Raw genomic sequence first — 16,165 nt, 5'->3', positions numbered from 1 at the left:
TTGCTGGTTAATTGATTGCAGCATTGCGTATACTGTTGCGGCCCGTGGGGCAAGTCCTGTTAGTGTGATAACGGATTTTGCGGTCATACCTGTTTGTTTTTGAAGGTAGCGGGGTCCAGATTAAATCTGGTCAGCATCTTCTGCACTGCGACCCGCGAAAGTCCGGAGTTGCGGGCCGCTTCTGAAATATTGCCGTTGGTCCGCGTAAGAATGTCACTGATATAGCTTCTGCTGAAGCTGTCCACCAATTGCTGCTTGGCGCCTTTAAAAGGCAGGGTGGCAGTGGAATCGGCAGCTGTTTCCAAAGGCATTTTTCCTGCGGCCATGTCTACAGCCAGCATGGTGATGGATTTCCCGGCACTGAAGACAGCCAGCTTGCGCATGGTATTTTGCAGTTCACGCACATTTCCGGTCCATTTCTGGGCACTCAAATGTCCTACAACAGCAGGGTCCAGCTCTTTTTCCGGCAGGCCGAGTTCAAAGCAGGCCTTGCGGGCAAAATAGCGGGCCAGCAGCGGGATATCGCCGGGACGGTCTTTCAGTGGCGGCAAAGTCAGCGGGAGAACATTCAAACGGTGATAGAGGTCTTCGCGGAATGTTTTTTCCGCAACACGCCGGGGCAGGTCCTGATTGGTTGAGGCCAGCACGCGTACGTCGATATTCTTAGAGCGGTCCGAGCCGACCGGCCTGATTTCGCCTTCCTGCAACACGCGTAACAGCTTGGCTTGCGTTTCTAAGGGAATATCGCCGATTTCATCGAGCAGTATCGTGCCGCCGTCGGCGCGCATGAATAAACCTTCGCGGTCACTGTCCGCGCCGCTGAAGGCTCCTTTGATGTGTCCGAAAAGTTCGCTTTCAAGAAGATTGTCCGGGATAGCCGTGCAGTTGACTGTTACGTATGGTTTTTCGGCTCGGGAACTAAGGTCGCGGACCATCTTGGCTACCAGTTCTTTACCTGTACCGGATTCGCCCATGATCAGCACATTGTAGTCGGTGCGTGCTACAGCCCCGATGGACTGTTTTAGCTGCTGCATGACTGGGCTCTGTCCCAGCAACCGGTCTTTGCGCTGTTCGATTTGATCCCGAAGCAGACGGTTTTCCTCAAGCAGACGGCTTCTTTCCAGCCCTTTGTTGATGACCCGGAAAAGGTTTGCCTGTTCAATGGGCTTGGTCACAAAGTCATATGCACCAACCTTGAGTGCTTCGACTGCGGTCTCCACTGTACCGTGGGCAGTAAGCATGACCACGGACAGGGCGTCATTTTTCGCCAGTGCAGTATCCAAAAGTTGCAGTCCGCTCATGCCCGGCATCTGGAGGTCGCTGACCATCAGGTTGATCGGCTGGGCTTTGAGAATGGCGAGTGCTTTTGGGCCGTCATAAGCCACAAAGACTTCGTGTTCGGGGAAAGCTCCTTCAATCAGCCTTTTTATGCCCCGCGCAAAGTCCTCCTGATCATCGACAATGAGTATTTTCTGCTGCTGGATTTCAGCCATTAATCATCCTTTTCATTCAGGGGAAATTTCAGGGTGAAAACAGCCCCGTTCATTTCTCCGTCAATATTGCTGCCGTTTTCCACTGCAATGGAGCCGCCGATATCACTCATGAAGCCGAATACCACGGCCAGTCCCAATCCTGAACCCTTGTTTATTTCTTTGGTGGTGTAGAAGGGATCGAAAATATATTGCAGGTCTTCTTCGGCGATGCCGGGACCGTTGTCCATTACTTTGAGCACCGCCTGTCCCGTGGGATCGTTTTCAAGGGAGATTTTAAGCTTGCCCACATTTTCCGGCACAGCGTCAAGGCCGTTCAAAAGCAGGTTGGCTACAATGTGTTCAAGTGCTTGCGGGGCAACGTTGAGACCCGGAGTAGAGTCATCCAGCTCAAGCGTTATCTCCGCACCCTGCTTATCGGCTTGAATACGGAAAACATCGGCCACATCCTTGATTATTTGAGCAAAGTCGGTCCCGGTTGCGGCCAGAACTTTCGGGCGGGCAAAATTGAGCAGGTCTTTCAGAACCGATTGGGCCTGCCGGGTATGCTTGAGGATTACATCTATATCTTCGCTGCTCTGTCCGCTGGCATCTTTCTTGAGCAGTTCGGCATAGCAGAGGATGACTCCCAGCGGGTTGTTAATCTCATGGGCCAGTCCTGCAGAGAGCTTGCCGACTGTGGCCATTTTTTCGGCCTGAGTCATCTGGGCCAGCATCTGTTTCTGTGCGGTTGTCTCGTGGACGTAGACAACAACCCTGCGTTCTACAGGACTTTCCGCATCGTGGATGGGATAAATGTTTATGGCAAAGGAACGTCCTTCCGGCAGCGATACCTCCCGCGAAATGGCTTCGTTCAGGGACAGGGATTTTGAAATTCCGCAGTTGCCTGAATCTCCGGGGCCGTGGCAGAGCAGGGTCACAACTCCGCCGTCGGTGATGGCTCCGCCGGAAAGCTCCGCACCCAGTTTTCGCGCTGATTCATTGGCGACAACAGGTGTTCCGGTCCCGTCCGCCAGCAGCAGCGGATCACTGATACCTTCGAAAATTGATTGCAGGTTTGTGTTGTGGCGCACGATGCTGTCCAGTGCGGAAATATTATCGGCAGCAATACCCAGCTGACGCCCGATGGCCCGCAGAACGGTCTTGTCTTTTTTGCTGAACGGTTCGTTTTCGCCACAGAAGAGGCAAAGCAGCCCTTCGGCACTTCCCGGAGAGGATTCCACCGGAAGATAGGCCCGGTCATTTTCAACCAGAGGCATTGATTCGGTGAGCAGTTCAACCCAGTTTTCGGGCAGTTCCGGTCTTTGCTGATTGTCGGGGTAGGAATAAAAGTTCCTGCTGGAAAATGTGCATACGTAAGCTGCCCGTTCAAGATTGAATCTCTTGCGGATCAGGGGCAGGGTCGCTCTCCACAACTCCTCGCGTGAGTGGCTGCGGCTGGACCCGGCCAGAAGCTGGACAAAAAGCTCCACGTCAGACTGGCGCGCATGGGCGGCCTTTTCGAGGTCCCCGGTGCGTTCTTCAACCATTTTTTCCAGATTGGCGGCATAATCCTGTAGCTGTTGGCGGGCGTCAAACATGTAATCGCTCAGCTTTTCGATTCCGCCGATCATTTCACCGATTTCGTCTTCCTGCTCCACCTCGCGGAACAGGGCCACGCCTTTTTCATCACTGAAATTGCGCCTGAAATTGGTCGTCAGGATGCGGATGTTGTTGGCGACAATCCGCTTGAAAAGGATGTTGGTGGCTCCGAGATAAAGCAGTACAGCCAGCAGGAACACCCCGATATAGGTCATGATGGTGTCCTGAATGCGGGCCACGGAGGCACTGACCGGAAGGCCGACAAAATCGACTCCGGCGATGCTGTCCACCGGATGTCCGAAACCGCGGTTGCCGTAAAGCTCGACCAGCTCTACCGGGGCGGATTCTATTTTACCGTGGCAACGCAGGCAGCTTTCTTTGAAGATAGCCGGACGGGCCATGATGAAATGTTTTTCCCCGTGGATGTTCGTGTAGCCTTCCCAGAAGTTTTGTCCGGGATTTTTCCGGAAATGGTTGATCAGCTCCAGTTCTATTCCTTTAGCTTCATAATCGGGATTACGCGCTCCTTCGGCAACTCGGCGATAGGTGAATCCTGCTGAGCCGTCTTCTTTCCGGGCCATGATGTTGCGGGTGACAAATGAGGAAGACATGGCCTGAATAACGAATTTGTCCGGCAGTTCTTCATACATCTGGGGCCGTAGCACGCCGCGCACGTAGTTCTGCACCGAATCAACCTGACCGAAAACCATGCGTGCTTTTTCGCGTACCACGTTTTCAAGCACATTGCTCATGTGCATGGAAAAGCCGGCGAACAGAACGCCCCCGATGATCAGGGAGGTCAGGATCAGGCTTAAAAGAAATTTACTTTGAATCGAGTATGGTCTGGGGAGTTTCATACTTTGCCGCATCCTCACAGTTTATAACCGACCTTTGTGATGTCAAGCTGTTAGTCTTGACCGTTAAAGCATGGGCAGGGTATCCTTGTGCAAAACAGGCAATCTATCTTTTGAACTGATTATACGCAGGGGGAGCCATGAACAGTTTTTTTCTTTTTATTGCAGCGGTTCTGGCAGGTATAATCAGTGCGGATATGTTTGTCCGCGCATGGAACGGTTTTCTCGAATGCGCGGCCTGCTTAGTTCTTTTGGTTCAGAAAAAAATCCCGTCCCAAGTGTTTTTCTCCCGTCTGGGAAGATCAATCCCGCTGACAATTCTTTGTTTCCTGCTGCTGATTCTTTGCTTCAAGGTCTACTTTTCCGTGCTTGGATACGGACGGGCAGAGCTTGAGCAGTTGGGCTATTTCCTTGGAGCCGTGCCCCGCACCGGGTTCTATCTTGTTTCAGCAGGCAGAATGATCGACGCCATGTTCAAGCCTTGATTCAGAGGCGGCGAAGCCCAGATAAAAGTTTTAGGAGAGTCCAGAGAACCCTTTTTCAAAAGGGGTTCTTTGGCCCCCGGAGGGACTCGCGGTAGTGCCGCCGGAGGCCAACTATTCCGGTCCTGGACCGTGGGGCAGATATTCCATGGAGCTGCGGGCGTTGTGGTCCGCGTGTCCGACGATTTCCACGTCCGTATAGTAAAATTCACCGGTTTCAATATCCGATTCGACAACGAAATCTGCCAGTGTGCGGAAGGCAGGGGTTGTGTCTATGAGCATTGGCCCTGCCACAAAAACCATGGCCCAGATTACGGCACAGGTGGCGAAGAAAGATGTGATTCTAAAATAGATGCTTTTGTTTTCCATTGTTTTATTCCTCTTTCCTCTGTTCGGGAGGGAGGCGGATGGGGCCTCCCTCCTTAACAGGGGTGAATCAAAATCCGTGGTTAGATTTTGGAAGTAATATCAGGGAAGACTACGTAGAACATGAGGTAAGCCATGACGAGGGTCAGGCACAGGTTGAGGGACTGACCGCATACGTAGAGGATGAGCGGCTTGCCGCCTTTGAAGTAGTGCTTGAGCTCGCGGAAGTTGGTAGCCAGTCCGATTGCAGCAAAGGACAGGCAGAAGAACCAGCCGCGGAAGATGCGGGAGAAGCCGCGCAGCACACCCTGGTCGATCATGGTGAAACCGGCATCGGAACCGAGGGATGAGTATACGATGGAGAAGATTACGGACGCGGTCAGGAAGCCGAGTACGAACTTGGGAAAGCGGTGCCAGATTTCCATGGCGTGTACTTTCTGGCCTTCGACTGCTTCGACCTTGGTGGCCCAGAAGATGGCGATACCGAAAGCGGTTACACCGATGAGTACGTTTTGGATCATCTTGATGGTCGCAGCTACGTAGAGTGCTTTTTCGGAAAGGAATGCACCTGCTGCTGCAACAGCACCGGTGGCGTCAATGGTTCCGCCCATCCATGCTCCGCCGAGGATGAAAGGCATTCCGGTTCCCTTAATGATTGCGGGCATTACAATCATCATGATGGATGTGAATACGAGGGAAAGGCCGATTGCTAGAGTCAGCTCTTCTTTTTTCGCTTTACAGGCTGCCGCCGCTGCAATTGCTGCAGAAGTACCGCAAACGGACATGTCGGCGGAGATAACCATGTTCAAAGTTTTCGAAGGCATCTTGATTACTTTCTGACCGAAAATGAAGGTAGTGATCAGAACTACCGGGGTAACAACCCACGCTACGAAGATACCGGGAATACCGATAGCAACAACTTTGTTGAACAGAACTTCAGCACCGAGAAGAACCAGACCGGTCTTAATGAAGAATTCGACCTGAAGTGCTTTTTTAGCCCATTCCGGTGTACCGATAGTGTTGGAGATGACCAGCCCGATGGCGATTGCCCATGCAGCGTAACCGATACCGTACTGCTTCATGGTTGCCTGGTTGGCCATGAGGTAGGATGCGATTGCAACAGCGAAGACCAGGCCGAAACCTTTGAGGAAGGTCTTGGCGTCGCCGTCGATGAAACGCATACCGATTGCGAAGAACAGTCCGAAGCCGATCATCAGGGCGAGCAGCGAGGGAATCAGGTTAAAAGGCTTGTTTTTGATTTTCTTTTTGGCGGAAGACTCTTTGGCGCGCAGTTTCAGCCATGATTCAATAGAGGCGGAAGTTGCTGTGTTGAGCTCAGCATTTTTAAAACCGGCCTGTTCCGCTTTCAGCTGTGCAGCTAGAGCGGCAGTCTTGGCGGCAGTAGCAGCGGCTTTTGCTTTTTCATACTTAGGCATGGCTGCAGCATTTTTCGCATCAGCCTGTTCCTGAGTCTGGATAAAAGCGTCCAGCGGGTTGGTGGTCCACTTTTTAGGTTTAGCCATAAATCCTTTGATGGCTTTACCTATGGGCTGGTTCTTGGCCTTGATTTTTTCCTTGGCGGTCTGGGCGTCGTACCACGCTACGGTTTTAAAGGGAGCCCGTGCGGCCTCCTCGGTCATGATAGCGTTCTGCTTGGCGAACTTGGCTTCCATGTCCGCAGGTTTGTTATTGAAGAAGATTATTGCGCCGACGGTCAGGATCAGGAATCCCAGCCAGATGGCCCAGTAATCTTCTTTTTTCCAGAGGTCGGACCATGAGCTGGTTGCCTTGTCGACCACAACATTGTTGTCTTGCTGAACTGCATTTTCTGCCATTTCTAAACATTCCTCCAAATTTTATTTGAAAACAGGCCGAAACCTGTCTGTCTCTTTGCAGGCTCATATAGGCAAAACGCGGGCCAGAATTTAGCAACTCTCAACATGTTGTAATTTAATGATAAGTTAATAGGGATATGCTTACTGCTGATTGCAGTGGCAGGGTGTGGGGTGTAAAGTCAGGTTTGCAGTTTGCGGTAGGCAGACTATAGTTTTCCGGAATCTAATCATCGAAATAGTCGCGATTTGCGTTTATCATATGTGTGGACATGAAAAGCACAAGAAACCGCACAGCCGCCTGAATTGTATTCAGTATAATAAATAAACAAATTGGATGGAGAAAATTATGGATATTAATACACATGAGCAGATTGACCGTTCGCTGTGTGGTGAACCGGTAGCACTGGCGGAAGGAAGCAGTGAAGTTCGTCTTATATGTACCCAGAAAATGGCTGCGGATAAGAGCGGGCTGGTTCACGGCGGCTTTATCTTCGGCATGGCCGATTACGCAGCGATGCTTTCTGTGAACCATCCCAACGTGGTACTGGCCGGAGCGGAAAGCCGTTTTCTGAAGCCCTCCAAGGTCGGTGATGTTCTGGTTGCCAAGGCAGAGGTGCAGGAAAAAGACGGTCGCAAGCATATCGTTAAAGTAGATGTGTCCTGCGGTTTCGAAGTGGTTTTCAGCGCTACTTTCACCTGCTTCGTGACTAAAGAGCACGTTCTCGCCGGTGCGTAACGTTTTTTTTATTAAATGAAAAAGCCGAAGCCCGTTTACGGACTTCGGCTTTTTTGCTGTTTGCCTCTGTTAGCCACCCACTGAAACATTAGCACAGTGAGGAACTACAAGTTCTTTCAGAGCAAGAACATGCTCCCGTTCGGGAGGCTTCACCCCGCTTAATAAATATTCGCGGTCCAGCTGTTCCCATTTGGGTTCGCCAAGGCGGTGGTAGGGCAGGATATCCAGACCCTCTACGCTGTCACCCAGCGACTCAACAAATTTCGCAGTGGCTTTGATGTTCTCTGCCGAGTCATTGCAACCGGGGATAAGCGGAATCCTGATCCTTAGTTTTTTGCGCATCCGGGCCGCCATGCTGATGTTTTCAAGAATCTGCTTGTTAGGCATCCCGGTCAATTCTTCATGTTTACCGGAATCCATGTGCTTGATGTCGGTCAGAACAAGGTCGGTGTGTTTCAGCACTTCCTGAAAAGTTGCCGGGGCGCACATGCAGCAGGATTCAATGGCCGTATGCAAGCCGCGCTCTTGGGCGTCCTGCAAGGCTTCGATCAAGAATGCGGACTGCATGGTCGGTTCGCCGCCTGAAAAAGTAACTCCGCCCTGCGAAGTGTTATAGAAAGGACGGTCCCGTTCAACCTCTTCCATCAGCTCATCAACTGTCAGGTAACGGCCCACGATAGTCATGGACCCGGCGTAGCATTTTTCCACGCATTCGCCGCAAAGGTTGCATTTATCGCGATCAATGAAGACCCCGTCTTCCCGGTATTCAATGGCCTGTTCCGGGCAGAGGGATGCACATTTCACGCAGCTGATACAGTGGTGCGGAATACGCATGATCTCGGGCTTGATGCTCATGGATTCAGGGTTCTGGCACCATTTGCAGCTCAAAGGACAGCCCTTCAAAAAGACCAGTGTCCGAATACCGCCGCCGTCATGCACCGCGAAACGCTGAATATCAAAAACCAACCCCGTAAGATCGGCCTTGTTTTTGTCGTCCAAACTAAATTTATGCTGCCGCTCTTTCCATCTCATAGATATACTCACTTTTGAATGCCTCCGGCGGCCCTTCGGGGACCAAAGAACCCTTTTGTAAAAGGGTTCTCTGGACTCTCCTAAAACTTTTATTAGGCTTCGCGTCCGTTGCTCGTTAAGTTGTGACGATTTTCAACTCAAAATTTATATTGGGGATAATTTTTCTCCACCCCTGTACAAAACCTCCGTCCCCAGCGGCGAAGCCCTATTAAAAGGTTCTGAAGGGGATGGGGTCTGGGGAAGGGGAAACTCTTGCAAGAGTTTCCCCTTCCCCAGCCGCCGGAGGCATCTTCTTTAGAAGTTCTGTTCAGTTCTTGCCAGGATGTCATCCTGCAGGGATTTATCGAGCGCGGTGAAGAATGCGCTGTATCCTGCCACGCGGACAACGAGTCCTTTGTGTTTTTCGGGATTGGCCTGTGCATCGAGCAGGGTGTCCCGGCTGATGACGTTGTACTGAACGTGGAATCCGCCGTTCTGGAAATATGCTTCAGTAACGGCCTTGAGGTTTTCCAGTCCCTTTTCGCCTTCGATTGCGGAGGGGTGGAATTTCTGGTTCAGCAGAGTTCCGTTGGATGCGATTTCGTGGTCCAGTTTGGCAACCGAGAGAACGGAAGCGGTGGGACCGCAGGAATCGTAACCGGAGATCGGGGATACGCCGTCTGCCAGAGGAGACCATGCTTTACGTCCGTCGGGGGTAGCCATAACCACGGAACCCAGAGGTACGTTTGCGGATGCGGGATACAGACCGGGCTGGAATTTACCGCCACGGGGGTTGGTGTATTTGTTAACTTCTTCGCAGTAGATGAGTGCTGCGTCTTTGGCGATTTCATCAGCGTAGTCGTCATCGTTGCCGTATTTGGGAGCGCGGTTGACGAGCATCATGCGCAGGTCTTCCTGACCTTCAAAGTCATTGGCCAGTGCTGCGTGCAGGTCTTTAAGGGTGATTGCTTCTTCATCGAAAACGAGCTTCTTGATAGCGGTCAGGGAGTCACCGGCGTTGGCAACACCTACGCCCTGAGGTCCGGTGAAGTTGTAGTGCGCTCCGCCTTCCTGCAATGATTTTGCATCGGCGATGCAGTCGTCGACGAGAGAGGAGAGGAAAGGCAGCGGGCAGTGCTTGCCGTGGGTCATGTCCACAGCGTTGTCGGCGGCAGCCATGAGCTTGACGAAGTAGGAAGTCTGCTGGGTGTACGCCTCCATGACGTCATCAAAGGATTTGAACTTATCCATCTTACCGGACTTGGGACCGATCTGCTTACCTGTGCGTTGGTCAACGCCGTCGTTAAGAGCCAGTTCGATGATTTTGGACATGTTGTAGAAAGCTGCATCATGCCAGCCTTCGGTCTTGCCGCCCACCTGAGGCTCAACACAACCGATGATACCGTAGTCGCGGGCATCTTCACGCTCAAGGCCACGGGCCAGCAGCGCGGGGACGATCACGCGGTCATTGTAGTATGCGGGGTAACCCATACCCATGCGGCTGAGTTCTGCTGCTTTTTTGTACAGCGGATCAGGGGTGCCTTCGTGAATGCGGATGGACAGTGAAGGAGCGTAAAGCTTGGTGTTCGCACCAGCCTGCAGAACGAGGTAGGACATGGCGTTGGTGGCATCTGAACCGTCACGTTTCTGTCCGCCAACGATCAGGTTCATGAACATGGGGTAACCAGCGAAGGCCATGGTGGAGTTTTCGTCGCGGACCTTGTTCAGTTCTGCGAATTTGATCCAGAGCATATCCAGCATTTCCTGAGCCTGTTCGATGGAGATATTGTCTTTCTGCAGGAAGGGGTTCATGTATTGGTCAAAGCGCATGGGGGAGATGGAGTGACCGTTGGATTCGATCTGGATAACCAGATGTACGAACCAGAAAGCCTGCAATGCTTCCTGAAAGTTCTCGGCAGGCTGTGCCGGAACCTTGCGGCAGATGCGTGCTATTTCATTCAGTTCAAGTTTGCGGGTCGGCTCTTCGCATGCGGAGGCCATCTTTTCAGCCAGCTCGGCAAAACGTTCTGCGAAAGCAACAACTGCTTTGTTGGCGGTGATGACAGAGTTGAGGAAATGCATCTGGTTCAGCTGTTCGCCGTCTGCGAAATCAAGTGTCGCCAGTTTGTCTTCAGCCTGCTTGATGATGGCATCGATACCGACATTGAGAACTTTTTCGTAGTTGGCGGAAATATGGCCGACGCCGTTGTAGAAGTAGTTACCGACGGTGTAGACAACGTCGTTGTGGGCTTCGAGAGATTCGGCAGGCATGAGCTGGGATGCGATTTCGTTAACGGTCTTGCCGTCCCAATAGGTAAATGCTTCGCGCAGTTTGGATTTTACGTCTTCGGAGATGAGGAAAACGTCAGCGGTTCTTTTTTCGAGGCGGTCCAGTTCGTCTTCAACCCATTTGCAGGAAAATTCAGGGAAAATGGGCGCGGAGCGGGGCATGGAGCACTGGTTACCGACGATGAGTTCATCGTCCTGAATGAAGATGGACATGCCGGAAAGGATCTTTTCCAGAGCCTTTGCGCGACGGATAGGCATGGGCTGGCCTTCGGTTTCCTTGTACGATTCGGTGATCAGCACCGCACGTTCCGCGCAGACAGCCGGGGCTGTATTCAGGAAACGGTCAAGGGTTTTGGTAACTCTGCCGGATGCGCCTACTGTTTTGGGGATTTCAACACTGGGTTTGTTCTTAGTCATTTTTCCATTCCTTATAATTGATAAAATTTATTTAAAAGCCGCAAGACCTGCTTCCGCACAGGCTGTGTCTTGGGCCACACTTCCACCACTGACACCGATTCCACCGATGACTTTTCCGTTTTTTTCAATGGGCAGTCCGCCGCCGAAAATGACAATGCGTCCATTGTCTGCGTTGTGGATGCCGTATAGTTCTCCGCCGGGTTGACTCACCGAGCATAGGGTTTCGGTGCTCATCTTGGCGGCTACGGCGGTGTAAGCCTTGTTTATGGACAGGTCGATGCTAACCAGAAGGGCATCATCCATGCGCACATGGGCTAAAAGATTTCCGCCCTGATCAACCACGGCAATGACCATGGGCACACCGATTTCTTCCGCTTTGTTTTGTGCTGCTGCGATCATGCGCAGGGCAATCTCTGTTGTTACCGGCATCGGTTTTCCTTCGTTAAAAATTTGAGTTGTCTCCGTACACCTTCCATCACGTTACGGTCTCCCTAAAGAGAAAAACATGCCATGCATGGTTCTGGCTTGTATTGCGGACAGTTAGCGGTGTTTGGTTACTGGCGGGGCATAATTAATGGAAATGCGGGCTGTCATCTCTGGTTGACAGGTGGGGTGGCGTGTAAAGCTGTTTCGTGATGTTGTGATTGATATTCAGGGTGTTTATGATTCGATTGTTAGTTTGGTTGACAGTAGGTTTACCGTGGTTGTCATGCGGGCGCTGTTCGGGGGCATGAAAGCATGGATTGCGCAGTGCGGGCGGATATGTTTACCTTGTTTAAAGGCTTGTGCGGGACTGGCATTGAAAGTGCTGTGCTTTGTAGAACAAGGTGGAATTGTAATGGCAGAAGATAAAGATATGGATAGCGGCGTGCATGAGGATTTTATCGAGGAGCTGAATACCCTGCGTGGACGGGTTGCAGAGCTTGAGGAATCCCATTTCAGGTGTGAAAATTTCGGTACCAACCAGCGGTTGAAACCCCTAGTGCCTGATTCGCAGGATGAGACCAGGCAGCACCGTTTTGAAGATTATTTTGATGTGGAAGCCATTCAGCGCATTCAGGATGCCTTTTCCGAGGCTACCCGTGTTGCTTCAGTCATTACTGATCTGGACGGTCGTCCCATTACCAAACCCAGCCGCTTCTGCCGCTTTTGCGATCTGATCCGGGCGACGGACATGGGTCTTAAAAACTGTATGCGCTCCGATGCCTCCTTTGGGACCAAAAGCCCGCTGGAACCAATCATGCGTCCCTGTTTGAGCGGAGGTCTCTGGGACGGCGGGACCAGTTTTTATGTCGGGGACCGCCATATCGCCAACTGGATCATCGGGCAGGTGCGCTGCCCTCCTACGAATGATGACCGCATCAAACGTTATGCCCGTGAGATTGGCGCGGACGAGAATCAGCTAATGGAGGCTCTCTCTGAAGTTCCGGCCATGACCCGCGAGCAGTTTTTGAGCGTCTGCAACGCGCTTTGCCTTATCGCCAACCAGATGTCTATTCTGGCGCGCAAGAATTTCCTGCAGGCACAGGCTATTGCCCGGCGCAGGGCGGTGGAGATTGCCCTGCGTGAAAGTGAAGAACGTTTCCGTCAGCTTTCGCAATCCACCTTCGAAGCTATTTTCATCCACCATCAGGGTGAAATTCTGACCGCCAACCGCGCCGGGCTGAACATGTTCGGCTACTCGCAGGAGGAATTGGCCGGACTCAATATTGATGATCTGGCTGACCCCGATTACCGGGAAATAGTGCAGCAGCACACTTCCCGTACGCGTAAAAGCCGTTTCGATGCCAATTTCCGTTGCCGGGACGGACGCATGCTGATCTGTGAAATTCAGCAGCGCGAAATTATTTTTCAAGGTGAAAAGGTCGGGGTTTGCGCTATCCGCGATATTACCGAGCGCGTGGAATCCGAGCGTCAGGCCAAGGAAAAAGAGCAACAGCTCATTCAGGCCGACAAAATGGTTTCACTGGGTGTGCTTGTTTCCGGCATGGCCCACGAGATCAACAATCCCAACAGCTTCATGACTCTAAACCTGCCGTTGCTGGAGGAAATCTGGCGCGACATTACTCCTATTCTCGAAGACTACTACCATGAAAACGGGGACTTTCTGGCCGGGGGGCTGGAGTACAATGAACTGCGTGATTTTATGCCCGACCTGCTGGCGAGGATGCAGGAAGGTTCCAGCCGGATCAGCGGAATCGTGAACAGCCTAAAGGATTATTCCCGCTTGCAGCCCGGAGAGTTGATGTGGGAGGTTGATCTGGTAGATGTTATTAATAATTCATTGCGCCTGCTGGAGAATTTGATCAGTCAGAAGACCACAAGCTTCGAGCTGGACCTTACCGCCGAGCTGCCGCAGGTTCGCGGAAATTCGCAACGTCTCTCGCAAGTGCTGATCAACCTGCTGGTTAACTCCTGCGAGGCCCTCACTGATCGCAATCAGGGAATCCACCTGTCTTCTAAATTCGTGAAAGAGGAGAATCTGGTTGAGATTATCGTCCGCGACCAAGGGGTGGGCATAGCCGAAGAACATTTGAAGAAGATCACCGATCCGTTCTTTACCACCAAGCGAACCTGCGGCGGAACCGGGCTGGGCTTGTCGGTGTCGTCTACCATCGTGCAGGAGCATGGCGGCAAATTGGAATTTTCAGCCAACCCCGGAGGAGGGACCGTTGCCCGGTTCTCAATTCCGGTAATTAACGACGGGGATGACAATGAATAAAAGCACGGGTTTGACCCCAAGATTTCCATTGTTGCTGGTAGATGATGAGGATTCATGGCTGCAAAGTTTCCGGGCCACCCTGCGCTCACAGGGGATTGACAATGTGGTCCTGCTTAATGACGGAACCAGGGTCATGGAAACATTGGCAGAGCGTAAGTTCTGCGCCGTGGCAGTGGATCTTATGATGCCCCATGTTTCGGGCGAGGACTTGATCCCGCAGATTGTGGAAGAGTACCCGGAACTCCCGGTGCTGGTTATCTCCGGCCTGAATGAGATCAAGGCTGTGGTTAACTGTATCCGTAAAGGTGCTTTTGATTTTATTGTCAAAACCGAGGACCGCAATACACTCATTGCCGGGGTGCGTCATGCCATTGAGATTTTCGAACTCCGGCAGGAAAACAAATCCTTGCAAAAGCGTTTTTTCAAGGATTCCCCGGACCGTCCGGAATTGTTCGCGGAGATTGTGACCGCGCACAAGGATATGATCTCTATCTTTAAGTATATTGAAGCCATCGCCGAAACTTCCCGTCCGGTGCTTATTACCGGGGAATCCGGTGTGGGCAAGGAGCTTATCGCCCGTGCGGTTCACAATGCCAGCGGGCGCAAGGGTGATTTTGTTGCCGTGAATATCGCCGGGCTGGATGATAATGTTTTTTCCGACACTCTTTTCGGGCACAAGAAGGGAGCTTTTACCGGGGCCACTGAAGCGCGTATCGGCTTGGTGGAGAAAGCCAAGAACGGGACCCTGTTTCTGGATGAAATTGGAGATCTCAGTCCGGCTTCACAGACCAAGCTGCTGCGACTGTTGCAGGAGCACGAATTCATGCCTCTTGGATCAGATATGTCCAAGCGGTCCAGCGCAAGGATCATAACCGCCACCCATCAGTCCATCACCGGGATGCAGGAGCAGGGTAAATTCCGCAAGGATCTATTTTTCAGGTTGCGCGGGCATATGCTTAACATCCCGCCGCTTAAGGAACGCAGGGGAGACCTGCCGCTTTTGATTTCGCATTTTCTTGATGAAGTGCGTCTTGATTCCGGCAACGAGGTTGAAGCGGATGTACATGAAATATCGGCTTTTCTGGAGAGCTATCCCTTTCCGGGAAATGTGCGGGAGTTACAGCATCTGGTCCATGATGCGGCCAGCATCTGCGGCTACAAGGAATTGAAAACCGAACACTTCAGGAAGCTGCTGGTGGTTCCGGGAGAAAATGTTGAATATGTGGATGTGCTGGCGGACCCCGGCGAAAGTGTAACTTTTGGGACCCGGCTGCCCACATTGCAGGAGGTGCGCGCCCGGCTCATTGATGAAGCCTTGCGGCGTACTAAAGGGAATCAATCCTCAGCTGCGCAGCTTATCGGGGTCACCCGGCAGGCGGTGAGTAAATATTTGAAAAAGAACGGGTAGGGTCTCTACCCGTTCTTTTAATTTGGTTTTTTATGAAAACGCGCGAACTGCGTCGGCGTAAAAATCGGTGAAGATTCCATCCACGCCCATATCATCAAGTTCTTTCCATTCTTCTGGCTGGTTGGCGGTGTAAACAAATACTGCCAGATCGCGCGTATGGGCTTTCTCAATGAATTCGCGGGAGATGGTCCGGTACCAGAGGTTCACCGAAGTCGCTTTCATGGCAGTTGCGCTATCCAGCAGCTCGTCAGTGTAATATTTACCGTTCAGGCAATCGGCCAGTTCTCCGGCAAGCTGGGAATGGATTTTGGCGTCCATGCAGATTTTATCAAGCAGTTCCATGTTCTCCGGCAGGGTCGGAAATTTCGGGAGCATGTAATCTTCATTGCCGTAAGCAAAAAACTCCGCAAAATATTTTTCCGCTTCAGGTCCTGTTTTTTTGAGCAGCAGGTCACGTCTGATTGCCCCGTCCAGCAGGGCTATCTTTGCTTCAGGACAGATTTCCCGCAGTGCTTCCAGTTCCGCCCAGTTGAACGAACTGGCCAGCATGTCTGCAGTGGCGAGTCTTCCGGCTGCAACGTACTCATTAAAAAGTACCCCGGCCTTTCTACCCGTGTTGTTGCCCTTCAATTCCATGTGAATCGACGGACGTTTGTCCTCAGCACAGGATGCAAAGAAGTCAAATACATCCGCAAGAAAAGGAATACGGTCTTTTCCCTGATTCGGGTCCCCGGCGAAAAGCTCTTTCAGCGCAGCTGAATCAGTGCTTGAAACTTCTCCTTTGCCGGTAGAAACCTCTTCCAGATCAAGGTTGTGCACAACCACCAGTTCGCCATCAGCACTGAGCTGAACGTCAAATTCAATAGCCGGGACACCCTCGGAAGTTACCTTCTCAAATGACCGGATAGTATTCTGGTTAAAGCCGGGATATTTGCAGCCCCGATGCCCAATGAGAATCATATATTTACTCCAAA

The 16,165-nt window shown here is 51.9% G+C and carries 12 protein-coding genes; 4 read left to right on the top strand and 8 right to left on the bottom strand.

The annotated features are described in order from the left end of the window. Window positions 1-83: 83 nt before the first annotated feature. Complete coding sequence (locus ACNI29_RS05280) at window positions 84-1,493, bottom strand: sigma-54-dependent transcriptional regulator (protein ID WP_419781149.1); 1,410 nt, start codon at window positions 1,491-1,493, stop codon at window positions 84-86. Continuing rightward, window positions 1,493-3,928 (bottom strand): c-type heme family protein, encoded by a 2,436-nt coding sequence (locus ACNI29_RS05275; RefSeq protein WP_419781148.1) that lies wholly within the window; start codon window positions 3,926-3,928, stop codon window positions 1,493-1,495. The genes ACNI29_RS05280 and ACNI29_RS05275 overlap by 1 nt, the downstream gene beginning before the upstream one ends. A 137-nt stretch (window positions 3,929-4,065) precedes the next feature. Here ACNI29_RS05275 and ACNI29_RS05270 point away from each other — a divergent pair, with 137 nt between their 5' ends. Next, window positions 4,066-4,410, top strand: a complete 345-nt coding sequence (locus tag ACNI29_RS05270) for a hypothetical protein (protein ID WP_419781147.1) — start codon at window positions 4,066-4,068, stop codon at window positions 4,408-4,410. 111 nt (window positions 4,411-4,521) lie between these two features. Here ACNI29_RS05270 and ACNI29_RS05265 read toward each other — a convergent pair whose 3' ends face one another. Then, entirely contained in the window at window positions 4,522-4,776 is a 255-nt protein-coding gene (locus tag ACNI29_RS05265) for a hypothetical protein (RefSeq protein WP_419781146.1), read from the bottom strand. Window positions 4,777-4,856: 80 nt separating this feature from the next. Next, window positions 4,857-6,608: a YeiH family protein gene (locus ACNI29_RS05260; RefSeq protein ID WP_419781145.1), complete on the bottom strand. Its 1,752-nt coding sequence runs from the start codon at window positions 6,606-6,608 to the stop codon at window positions 4,857-4,859. 346 nt (window positions 6,609-6,954) lie between these two features. Here ACNI29_RS05260 and ACNI29_RS05255 point away from each other — a divergent pair, with 346 nt between their 5' ends. Next, complete coding sequence (locus tag ACNI29_RS05255; RefSeq protein WP_419781144.1) at window positions 6,955-7,344, top strand: hotdog domain-containing protein; 390 nt, start codon at window positions 6,955-6,957, stop codon at window positions 7,342-7,344. Window positions 7,345-7,413: 69 nt separating this feature from the next. Here ACNI29_RS05255 and ACNI29_RS05250 read toward each other — a convergent pair whose 3' ends face one another. From ACNI29_RS05250 to ACNI29_RS05240, 3 genes are all read right to left on the bottom strand, one after another. Next, window positions 7,414-8,388, bottom strand: a complete 975-nt coding sequence (locus ACNI29_RS05250) for a glycyl-radical enzyme activating protein (RefSeq protein ID WP_419781143.1) — start codon at window positions 8,386-8,388, stop codon at window positions 7,414-7,416. A gap of 282 nt (window positions 8,389-8,670) precedes the next feature. Beyond that, the gene (locus ACNI29_RS05245; protein WP_419781142.1) at window positions 8,671-11,061 is read right to left on the bottom strand and encodes a glycyl radical protein; all 2,391 of its coding nucleotides are present in this window, start codon (window positions 11,059-11,061) and stop codon (window positions 8,671-8,673) included. Between the two features lie 27 nt (window positions 11,062-11,088). Further along, window positions 11,089-11,490 carry a GlcG/HbpS family heme-binding protein gene (locus ACNI29_RS05240; RefSeq protein WP_419781141.1) on the bottom strand — a complete coding sequence of 134 codons (402 nt, stop codon included), beginning with the start codon at window positions 11,488-11,490 and terminating at the stop codon, window positions 11,089-11,091. 409 nt (window positions 11,491-11,899) lie between these two features. Between ACNI29_RS05240 and ACNI29_RS05235 the strand changes: the two genes are divergently transcribed. Both ACNI29_RS05235 and ACNI29_RS05230 read left to right on the top strand, forming a co-directional pair. Beyond that, window positions 11,900-13,783, top strand: a complete 1,884-nt coding sequence (locus tag ACNI29_RS05235) for a PocR ligand-binding domain-containing protein (RefSeq protein ID WP_419781140.1) — start codon at window positions 11,900-11,902, stop codon at window positions 13,781-13,783. Continuing rightward, entirely contained in the window at window positions 13,776-15,191 is a 1,416-nt protein-coding gene (locus ACNI29_RS05230) for a sigma-54-dependent transcriptional regulator (protein ID WP_419781139.1), read from the top strand. The genes ACNI29_RS05235 and ACNI29_RS05230 overlap by 8 nt, the downstream gene beginning before the upstream one ends. Window positions 15,192-15,221: 30 nt before the next feature. Here the strand turns inward: ACNI29_RS05230 and ACNI29_RS05225 are convergent, their stop codons facing one another. Next, a complete protein-coding gene (locus tag ACNI29_RS05225; protein ID WP_419781138.1) occupies window positions 15,222-16,151 on the bottom strand; it encodes a glycerophosphodiester phosphodiesterase in 930 nt (309 codons plus the stop codon). Between the last annotated feature and the right edge of the window lie 14 nt (window positions 16,152-16,165).

The sequence above is a fragment of the Maridesulfovibrio spiralis (SeqCode) genome (genome assembly GCF_048571135.1).
Classification (GTDB): Bacteria; Desulfobacterota; Desulfovibrionia; order Desulfovibrionales; family Desulfovibrionaceae; genus Maridesulfovibrio; species Maridesulfovibrio spiralis.
This window is presented reverse-complemented; position numbering and strand designations above follow the sequence as displayed.

Coding starts and splice junctions, on each gene's coding strand:
- ACNI29_RS05280 (WP_419781149.1), bottom strand. CDS start 1,493: ATGGCTGAAATCCAGCAGCAGAAAATACTCATTGTCGATGATCAGGAG.
- ACNI29_RS05275 (WP_419781148.1), bottom strand. CDS start 3,928: ATGAAACTCCCCAGACCATACTCGATTCAAAGTAAATTTCTTTTAAGC.
- ACNI29_RS05270 (WP_419781147.1), top strand. CDS start 4,066: ATGAACAGTTTTTTTCTTTTTATTGCAGCGGTTCTGGCAGGTATAATC.
- ACNI29_RS05265 (WP_419781146.1), bottom strand. CDS start 4,776: ATGGAAAACAAAAGCATCTATTTTAGAATCACATCTTTCTTCGCCACC.
- ACNI29_RS05260 (WP_419781145.1), bottom strand. CDS start 6,608: ATGGCAGAAAATGCAGTTCAGCAAGACAACAATGTTGTGGTCGACAAG.
- ACNI29_RS05255 (WP_419781144.1), top strand. CDS start 6,955: ATGGATATTAATACACATGAGCAGATTGACCGTTCGCTGTGTGGTGAA.
- ACNI29_RS05245 (WP_419781142.1), bottom strand. CDS start 11,061: ATGACTAAGAACAAACCCAGTGTTGAAATCCCCAAAACAGTAGGCGCA.
- ACNI29_RS05240 (WP_419781141.1), bottom strand. CDS start 11,490: ATGCCGGTAACAACAGAGATTGCCCTGCGCATGATCGCAGCAGCACAA.
- ACNI29_RS05235 (WP_419781140.1), top strand. CDS start 11,900: ATGGCAGAAGATAAAGATATGGATAGCGGCGTGCATGAGGATTTTATC.
- ACNI29_RS05230 (WP_419781139.1), top strand. CDS start 13,776: ATGAATAAAAGCACGGGTTTGACCCCAAGATTTCCATTGTTGCTGGTA.
- ACNI29_RS05225 (WP_419781138.1), bottom strand. CDS start 16,151: ATGATTCTCATTGGGCATCGGGGCTGCAAATATCCCGGCTTTAACCAG.